At 70.1% G+C, this 9021-nt stretch carries 9 protein-coding genes; 5 read left to right on the top strand and 4 right to left on the bottom strand.

The genetic code is table 11. The features are described from left to right. Window positions 1-23 precede the first annotated feature (23 nt). The 4 genes from recF to dnaA all read right to left on the bottom strand — a co-directional run bounded on the left by recF (window position 24) and on the right by dnaA (window position 5677). Entirely contained in the window at window positions 24-1214 is a 1191-nt protein-coding gene (recF, locus tag CWIS_RS17080) for a DNA replication/repair protein RecF (protein ID WP_048344553.1), read from the bottom strand. 61 nt (window positions 1215-1275) lie between these two features. Continuing rightward, the gene (gene gnd, locus CWIS_RS17075) at window positions 1276-2190 is read right to left on the bottom strand and encodes a phosphogluconate dehydrogenase (NAD(+)-dependent, decarboxylating) (protein WP_048344552.1); all 915 of its coding nucleotides are present in this window, start codon (window positions 2188-2190) and stop codon (window positions 1276-1278) included. 149 nt (window positions 2191-2339) lie between these two features. Further along, window positions 2340-3470 carry a DNA polymerase III subunit beta gene (gene dnaN / locus CWIS_RS17070; protein WP_048344551.1) on the bottom strand — a complete coding sequence of 377 codons (1131 nt, stop codon included), beginning with the start codon at window positions 3468-3470 and terminating at the stop codon, window positions 2340-2342. 701 nt (window positions 3471-4171) lie between these two features. Continuing rightward, entirely contained in the window at window positions 4172-5677 is a 1506-nt protein-coding gene (gene dnaA, locus CWIS_RS17065) for a chromosomal replication initiator protein DnaA (RefSeq protein WP_048344550.1), read from the bottom strand. A 552-nt stretch (window positions 5678-6229) separates the two neighbouring features. On the opposite strand from dnaA, the gene rpmH reads away from it, so the two are divergent. The 5 genes from rpmH to CWIS_RS17040 are packed head-to-tail and all read left to right on the top strand — an operon-like array spanning window position 6230 to window position 8791. Beyond that, window positions 6230-6367 carry a 50S ribosomal protein L34 gene (gene rpmH, locus CWIS_RS17060; protein WP_013885212.1) on the top strand — a complete coding sequence of 46 codons (138 nt, stop codon included), beginning with the start codon at window positions 6230-6232 and terminating at the stop codon, window positions 6365-6367. Window positions 6368-6398: 31 nt separating this feature from the next. Next, a complete protein-coding gene (rnpA, locus tag CWIS_RS17055; RefSeq protein ID WP_048344576.1) occupies window positions 6399-6737 on the top strand; it encodes a ribonuclease P protein component in 339 nt (112 codons plus the stop codon). Further along, window positions 6734-7030: a membrane protein insertion efficiency factor YidD gene (gene yidD / locus CWIS_RS17050; protein ID WP_082156574.1), complete on the top strand. Its 297-nt coding sequence runs from the start codon at window positions 6734-6736 to the stop codon at window positions 7028-7030. Before rnpA ends, yidD begins: the two co-directional genes overlap by 4 nt. Window positions 7031-7054: 24 nt before the next feature. Further along, entirely contained in the window at window positions 7055-8251 is a 1197-nt protein-coding gene (gene yidC, locus CWIS_RS17045) for a membrane protein insertase YidC (protein WP_048344549.1), read from the top strand. 39 nt (window positions 8252-8290) lie between these two features. Beyond that, on the top strand, window positions 8291-8791 hold the full coding sequence (locus CWIS_RS17040; protein ID WP_048344548.1) for a R3H domain-containing nucleic acid-binding protein: 501 nt from the start codon (window positions 8291-8293) through the stop codon (window positions 8789-8791). Window positions 8792-9021: the final 230 nt, after the last annotated feature.

Here is a 9021-nt window from a genome sequence, read left to right as displayed (position 1 = left end):
TCCTGCGCGGGTGAGAGCGCTGGTCAGAGGACACGCGAGACCTCGCCGCCCATGACGTCGACGCGGGCGCCGGCGAGCGGCTCGGGGACGTCCGCGGCCACCGCCGCCGTGATGAGCACCTGGCGCGCGGGCGCGACGAGCTCGGCGAGACGCTCGCGGCGGCGCGCGTCGAGCTCGGCGAACACGTCGTCCAGGATCAGCACGGGCTCGTCGTCGGGATCACCCTGCGGACCGCCGGCCGCCAGGACCCGCCACGACGCAAGGCGCAGCGCGAGTGCGAAGGACCACGACTCGCCATGGCTCGCGTACCCCTTGGCGGGCAGGTCCGCGAGCGTGAGGACCAGGTCGTCACGGTGTGGCCCGACGAGGCACACGCCGCGCTCGATCTCCTTGGGCCGCAGACGACCCATCGCCTCCAGGAGCTGGGCCTCGACCAGGTCGACCCCGGCCTCGTCGTCGGCCGTGAGCCCGTCCGGCGTGTCTTGCAGAGCACCCTCGAGGGACGCGCGGTACGTGATGCGGGCGTCGCCCTGACCCGCGCTGACCTGCTCGTACGCCGCCTCGACATGCGGCGAGAGCGCGCGGACGAGCGCGCGACGCTCGACGACGAGACGCGCCCCGAGCTGCGCGAGCTTGCCGTCCCACACGTCCAGCGTGCGCAGGTCCGCACCCTGACGCGCCCGGCTCGCCGCACCCGCGGACTTCAGCAGCGCCGACCGCTGCCGCAGCACGCGCTCGTAGTCGCTCACGGTCGACGCCATGCGCGGCGTGAGCTGCACCAGCAGCGCGTCGAGGAACCGACGGCGGCCGTCCGGGTCCCCCTTGACGAGCGCGAGGTCCTCCGGGGCGAACAGCACCGTGTGGAGCAGGCCGAGGACGTCGCGCGCCCGGACCGGGCTGCCCCCGTTGACCCGTGCGCGGTTCGCCTTGCCCGCGGTGATCTCGACCTCGACGACCGACGCGCGCGGCCGGCCCGGCTCGAGCTCGCGCACCACCTTCGCTCCCACCACCGCCCGCTGGCAGCCCGCCCGGATCAACGCCGCGTCGGTGGGGACGCGGTGGCTCGACAGCGTCGCGACGTACCCGATCGCCTCGACGAGGTTCGTCTTGCCCTGCCCGTTGGGACCGACGAGCGCCGTGATACCCGGCTCGAGCTCGAGCTCGGCGTGCGGGTAGGAACGGAAGTCCGTGAGGTGCAGGTGGGCGACGTACATCGTCTCTCGTCGGAGGTCTCGGTAACCGTCAGGCGGGGGTGCTCGTCGGGCGGGGTGCTCGTCAGGCGGGCGGGGGAGCACTCGGCGCGCTGCCCGCGGGCTTGACCGCGTGCCCACCGAACTGCTGCCGGAGCGCCGCGACGGCCTTCATCGCGGGGGACTCACCCTGCCGCGACGCGAAGCGGGCGAACAGCGCGGCCGAGATGACGGGCGCCGGGACGGCCAGGTCGATCGCTTCGTCGACCGTCCACCGGCCCTCGCCCGAGTCCTCGACCCAGTCGTCGATCGCCGCGAGTCCCGGGTCCTTCTCGAGCGCCCGCACCAGCAGCTCCAGCAGCCAGGACCGCACGACCGTCCCGTTGGTCCACGCACGCATGGTGCCGTGCACATCCGTGACCAGGTCCTTCGCGGCGAGGAGCTCGTAACCCTCGGCGTAGGCCTGCATGAGCCCGTACTCGATGCCGTTGTGCACCATCTTCGCGTAGTGCCCCGCGCCGACCGTGCCCGCGTGCACGAAGCCCTCCGCGCGGTCACCCGGCGGACGCAGCGCGTCGAACACCGGAAGGACACGCTCGACGAGGTCCGCGTCACCGCCGACCATGAGGCCGTACCCGTTCTCCAGCCCCCACACACCACCCGAGACTCCGGCGTCGAGGAACCCGACGCCCTTGGTGCGCAGCAGCGCCGCGTGCGGCTCGTCGTCCTGGTAGTACGAGTTGCCGCCGTCGATCACGATGTCACCGGCCGAGAGCAGGTCCGCGAGCTGCGTGATCACACCGTCCGTGATGCTCCCCGACGGGACCATGACCCACACGATGCGGTCACCCGCGGGCAGGGCGTCGACCATCGCCTCGAGCGAGTCGACATCCGTGACGTCGGCGTTGCGGTCGTACCCGACCACCTCGATGCCCGAGCGCCGGATGCGCTCACGCATGTTGGCGCCCATCTTGCCGAGACCGACGAGACCGATCTTCATGACGACCGTCCTTCCCTCGCTGCTGAGGCGGTGCCCCGCCGGCTCCGTGCTCTCACTGTGCCCGCCGACACCGGCTCACGCACCACGCGGCCGACGACGCGCTCCGGGTGCCGATCGGGCCGCACCGCTGGAGGCGCCGTCGAAGCAGGTCAGCTCGCGAAGCGGATCGGGACCAGCAGGTAGCGGTACGTCTTGTCGTCCTCGCTCTCGACCGAGCCCTGGCCCGTGAACTCGACCGGCTTGTTCGGGTGCGTGAACGACAGCCGCACGAAAGGCGTGTCCAGCGCTCCCAGCCCGTCGAGCAGGAACTGCGGGTTGAACGCGACCGAGATCTCGTCGCCCTCGAGGGTCGCCTCGAGCGCCTCGGACGCCTGCGCGTCGTCACCCTGACCGGCGTCGAGCACCACCTGACCGTCCGCGAAGCTCAGCCGGATCGGGGTGTTCCGCTCGGCGACGAGCGCCACGCGCTTGGCGGCCTCGGCGAGCTGCGTGGTGCCCACGATCGCGTGGATCGGCGTCTCGTCAGGGAACAGGCGGCGGACTGCGGGGTAGTCGCCGTCGACGAGCAGGCTCGTGGACTGGCGGCCGGCGGCCTCGAATCCGATGAGGTCGACGCCGGCCCCGGTGGACAGGCTCACCGACACCGCGCCGGCGCTGCCGAGCGACTTGGCCGCGTCGGAGAGCGTGCGGGCACGCACCAGCGCGACGGTCGAGATGTCCGGCGACGCCGGGGTCCACGTGAGCTCGCGCAGCGCGAGGCGGTACCGGTCGGTCGCCAGGAGCGTGACCTTCTCGCCCTCGATCTCCACGCGCACGCCCGTGAGCAGGGGGAGCGTGTCGTCGCGGCTCGCCGCGACCGAGACCTGCGCGACCGCGTGGGTCAGCGCGTCGCCGTCGACCGTGCCGGTGACCGGCGGCATCACCGGGAGGTTCGGGTAGTCCTCGACCGGCATGGTGAGCAGCGTGAACCGGCTCGCGCCGCAGGTGACGACGACCTTCGTGCCGTCGAGCGTGACGTCCACGGGCTTGTCGGGCAGCGCGCGGGAGATCTCGGCCAGGAGCCTGCCGGAGACGAGGACCGTCCCGGCCTCGCTCACGTCGGCAGGGATCTGCGACCGCGCGGAGACCTCGTAGTCGAAGCTCGAGAGCTGGATGACACCGCTCGAGTCGGCCTCGATGCGCACACCTGCGAGGACCGGCACCGGGGGACGGGTCGGCAGGCTGCGAGCCGTCCAGGTGACGGCCTCGGCGAGAACGTCGCGCTCGACCCGGAACCTCATGGACCACTACCTCTCGTCGAACTTCGTCGTACGTGCGCGACGAGCGTCTGCTCGGCCGGTGATTCGTCCGTGGGCAGGCGCCGTCACGCGAACACTACGCGAGAGGTCCCACACCCGGAGTCGGTGCAGACCTGGTGATTCGAGGACGGGTGCGGACGACTCCCGGCTCGTCGAGCTCGAGGCATCGAAGGTGTGTGGATTCCCATGACAAGAAGTTGTCGTCGTCGTCATCGCGTCTGTGCACTGTGTGGACAGAGCGGCGTTCGTGCAGGTCGGGCCGGGGATCGTCGTGTGCATGCAGCATGTGGACCGCCGGGGCGGACCGGTGCATGACGGTGGACGGCCAGATTCCTGTCGTTCGTCGTCCACCGGCGCGCCACCCTGCGTCCACATCACACGTCCGGTCGTCCACCGTCGTCCACAGGTCTGTGCACAGGTGTGTGTATTCGTCCCATGCATGTCTCGACCTGGGGATGAAGGTGCCCTCGAGAGCGTCCCGGTCTGTCCGGTTCTGTGGCGAAACGGTGCGCGCCCAGATGCCCCGGTCTGTCCGGATCGGCGTCACTGCAGGTCAGCGGCGCATGCGCGGCGACGCCGGGCGCCGGATTGGCAATCGGGTGACGCGATTCACATGATCCCCAGGGTGTGACCTGCGGTTGTGGAAAAACCTGGGGAGAACTCCACAAGGGCTCCAGGCTGCGTCAGCCGCGGTTCTGCTGCTTGATCCGGTTCGTGAGCTCGGTGACCTGGTTGTAGATCGAGCGACGTTCGGCCATGAGCTCACGGATCTTGCGGTTCGCGTGCATGACGGTGGTGTGGTCGCGGCCGCCGAACGCCTGCCCGATCTTGGGCAGCGACAGGTCCGTGAGCTCACGGCACAGGTACATCGCGATCTGCCGAGCCGTCACCAGGACGCGGGACCGGGAGGAGCCGCACAGGTCGTCGATCGTCAGTCCGAAGTACGCGGCGGTCTGCCCGATCACCTGCGTCGAGGTGATCTCCGTGGTCTGGTCGTCGGTGATGAGGTCCTTGAGGACGATCTCGGCGAGCGACAGGTCGACCTGCTGGCGGTTGAGGCTCGCGAACGCCGTGACCCGGATCAGCGCGCCCTCGAGCTCGCGGATGTTCGTCGAGATCTTGGACGCGATGTACTCCAGGACGTCCGGCGGCGCCTGCATGTTGTCGCCGCCGGCCTTCTTGCGCAGGATCGCGATGCGGGTCTCGAGGTCCGGCGGCTGGACGTCGGTGATGAGGCCCCACTCGAAGCGCGAGCGCATGCGGTCCTCGAAGCCGTTGAGCTGTTTCGGGGGCAGGTCGGACGTGATCACGACCTGCTTGTTGGCGTTGTGCAGGGTGTTGAACGTGTGGAAGAACTCCTCCATCGTCTGTTCCTTGCCCTGCAGGAACTGGATGTCGTCGATGAGGAGCACGTCGACCTCGCGGTAGCGGCGCTGGAACGCACCGGCCTTGCCCTCGGAGATCGAGTTGATGAAGTCGTTCGTGAACTCCTCGGAGTTCACGTAGCGCACGCGCACGCTCGGGTACAGGTTCTGCGCGTAGTGACCGATCGCGTGCAGCAGGTGCGTCTTGCCCAGGCCCGAGTCGCCGTAGATGAACAGCGGGTTGTACGCCTTGGCCGGCGCCTCGGCGACAGCGACCGCCGCGGCGTGGGCGAACCGGTTCGACGAGCCGATGACGAACGTCTCGAAGAGGTAGTTCGGGTTGAGCCGCGCCGGCTCGGCCTGCTGCCGACGCGCGTTCGGCAGGTGGTGGCCGCCGTTGCGGACGCCGTTCGGCTCAGGCCGGCGCACGTCGGGCTCGTGCGCGGACCGGTCCGGCTCGTCGCGGTGGGTGACGTGCTCGTCGTCGTCGCCATCCGCCGCCGACGGCTGGATCGTGGGCGCCGTCGTCATCGCACGCACCGCGGGGGGCGCGTCGTCGACGAGGTGCGGGTCGACGGTGATCGCGAACCGACCGTCACGACCGAGCGCGTCGTTGAGCGCGTCGGTGACCTCGGTGCGGACCTTCGTCTCGAGGTACTCCTTGGTGTACTCGTTGCCCACAGCAAGGATCAGTGTGCCGTCGAGGAGGCCCAGCGGCTGGGCGAGCCGGACGAACGCCAGCTGTCGCTGCGTGATGTCCGGGCTGGACTCGAGCGAGTTCACGACGTGATCCCAGACTCGAGTGAGCTCTTCGTCCTGTGCCACGTCCTACCTCGGGTCGTCTTGTCCGTTCGACGTGCGAGTCTCGCACGGAGCCTCTTCGTCCACACACTTGTCCACACCTGTGAGCCGGGCTCGGCGGCCTGTTCGCGGCCGCACAGATGTCGATCACGACGCGGCTCGTCGTCGAGTCGCGAGATCCGGCGCGCAGGGCGTGCGTGTGTCGCCATCCACAGGAGGCGACGAGGCACGATGCTAGTGTCCACAGGGGCTCGCAGTCAGGGCCCGATGGGGTGACGAATGACTCGTCGCGCCTGGTCGGCCCGCGGTGGGGGGCTCTGACCAGGGCGTCGACCTTGCCGGGCCGGTGACGAGCCGCTCCGGACCGCCGGACGAGGCGCACGCGGGGCTCTGGTCGCATTTGACCGGCCCGCCGCCCACGGCGTACCGTTGCCCAGCCCTTTGATGGCTCCTGTCGGCGCGCCCAGACGCCGCACGCACCGCAGGTGCGTGTCCGCGAGGAGCAGTCGAGCCGGGGCAGAAGACCAGGTCGCGCGTGCCGCGCGCCCATCCGATGGACCAAGTGGGAGAACTCTCGTGAGCAAGCGCACGTTCCAGCCGAACAACCGGCGCCGGGCCAAGACGCACGGCTTCCGTCTGCGCATGCGGACCCGCGCGGGCCGCGCGATCCTCGCCGCTCGTCGGCGCAAGGGTCGCTCCGAGCTCTCGGCCTGACCCAGCGTCGGTGCTGCCCGCTGCGCACCGGATGCGTCGTTCCGCCGACTTCGAGACGGCGGTACGTCGCGGTGCGCGCGGCGGACGGGGGACGTTGGTGGTACACCTGACGAGTCGAACCGACCCCGGGCCTGATGGCCCGGTGGTCGGTTTCGTCGTGTCCAAGGGTGTCGGCAACGCCGTGGTGCGCAACCGCGTCAAGCGGCGGCTGCGCGCCCTCGTCGCGACCCGTCTGCACGAGCTGCCGGCGACGTCGGCGATCGTCGTCCGTGCGCAGCCTGCGGCGGCGACCGCGTCGTACCCGACCCTGGGTGCCGACCTCGACGGTGCGCTGCGCACCGCGGTCCGACGAGCGGAGGGCACACGATGAGCTCGATCGCTCGCGTCGCGCGGTTCGTCGTGCGCCTTCCCGGGAGGGCACTTCTCGGACTGCTCTGGGTCTACCAGCACACGATCTCGCCGCTGACGCCACCCACGTGCCGCTACTACCCCTCCTGCTCGCAGTACGCGGTGGTGGCGATCCGTCGCCACGGCGCCCTGCGCGGGACCTGGCTCGCCGGCCGCCGGCTGCTGCGATGCCACCCATGGACGCCCGGTGGCGTGGACGACGTGCCGCCCGCACGTTCGCCCCGCCGACACGACGTGGCGCACAGCGCCCACTGATACCCCGACAGGAGCTCTGCCCACATGGGTTGGTTCGACGGTCTGCTGCAGCCGATCATGGTCGCTGTCGCCTGGATCATGGTCCAGTTCCACTCGCTGCTCACGAGCATCGGCCTCGAGGCCGATGGCGGACTCGCGTGGACGCTGTCCATCGTCGGGCTCGTGATCGTCATCCGGATCCTGCTGATCCCGCTGTTCGTCAAGCAGATCAAGGCGTCACGCGGCATGCAGCTGCTGCAGCCCGAGATGCAGGCGATCCAGAAGAAGTACAAGGGGAAGTCGGACCCCGCGTCCCGCGAGGCGATGAGCCGCGAGACGATGGAGCTCTACCGCAAGCACGGGACCAACCCGTTCGCGTCCTGCATGCCGATCCTGCTGCAGTCGCCCATCTTCTTCGCCCTGTTCCGGGTGCTCAACTCGCTCAAGCCGCTGTCCGAGGGCACCTACGCGCGGGGCGACCACATCGGCCCGATGACCGCTGATCTCGCCGGGTCCGCCGAGTCGGCCACCGTCTTCGGCGCGCCCCTGTCGGGCACGTTCATGCAGGCCAACGGCGACATCCACATCCAGATCGTCACGATCATGCTCATCGTCGCGATGTCCGCGACCACGTTCTTCACGCAGCGCCAGCTGACGCGCAAGAACATGCCGCCCGCAGCGCTCACCGGTCCGATGGCTCAGCAGCAGAAGGTGCTGCTGTACGTGCTCCCGCTGATCTTCGCGTTCTCGGGCGTCAACTTCCCGATCGGTGTCCTCATCTACTGGACGACGACGAACCTGTGGTCGATGGGTCAGCAGTTCTACACGATCCGTCGTATGCCGGCGCCGGGCTCTGAGGCCGAGCGCCTGATGATCGAGCGTCGCGCTCGCCGCGGCAAGGCAGTCCCGGTGATCGAGGCCCCGTCGACCGTCGTCGACGAGAAGCCCCGTGGCCAGCGTCAGCAGCCGAAGCGCAAGGACCGCCAGAAGCCCCCCGTGGCCGGTGCGAAGGCGCCCGGCGCAGCCGCCGCGGCGCAGGCGTCCCCGACGTCCGACGCCCCCGTCGAGGACGCTCCGGTGACGGACGCTGCGGTGACGGACGCTCCCACGAAGGCTGCTCCCACCACGCGTGCGCCTGCGAAGGGTGCTTCCGCGAAGGGCTCGGGCCCGGGAGCGTCTTCCGGTGGGAGCCAGCCCAAGAAGCCAGGCCAGGGTGGCAAGAAGCCCCGCCCCAAGAACTGAACGCCGCTCCGCGGCCCAGCCACGTCGAACGGAGACAGCATGACCACCCAGCCTGACGCCGAGACCCCGACCACCCGCCTCGAGGAGGAGGGCGAGATCGCGGCCGACTACCTCGAGGAGCTCCTCGACATCGCTGACCTGGACGGTGACATCGACATCGACGTCGACCACGGCCGCGCCGCAGTCGAGATCGTGTCGGAGGACCCGTCCGATCGCTCGCTGCGCCGGCTCGCCGGACGCGACGGTGAGGTGCTCGACGCCCTGCAGGAGCTCACCCGACTCGCCGTCCAGGCGAAGACGGGGGAGCGGAGCCGCCTCATGCTCGACGTCGCGGGCTACCGTGCCGCGCGCCGCGAGACGCTCACGGGCGTGGCGAACGACGCTGTCGCTCGCGTGAAGGAGACCGGCGCTCCCGTGTCGCTCGAGCCGATGAACCCGTTCGAGCGGAAGGTCGTGCACGACGCGGTCGCCGCCGCGGGCTTTGTGAGCGACTCCGAGGGTGTGGAGCCGCACCGCTACGTGGTGGTTCGCCAGCCCTGACGCTCGTCGCTGCTCGTCTCGAGGGTGGTCCTCCCGCTGGGGAGGGCCACCCTCGGTCGTCTCACGCCGAGGCAGCGTCGCCGAGGGGCGAGACAGCGTGGTGGCGATTGCGTGCGACGGACCCGCTGTCGCGCGTGCGTGTCGCTGGAGCCCGCGCCGTCTCGTTTCACGTGGAACACGACCGGTTCTGGCGCGGTGTGTGGTCACGAAGTCTCGGCGACACCGGCGCA

The sequence above is a fragment of the Cellulomonas sp. A375-1 genome (genome assembly GCF_001040865.1).
Classification (GTDB): Bacteria; Actinomycetota; Actinomycetes; order Actinomycetales; family Cellulomonadaceae; genus Cellulomonas; species Cellulomonas gelida.
Note: the sequence above shows the minus strand (reverse complement) of the source record. Positions and strands in the feature narration are given on the sequence as shown.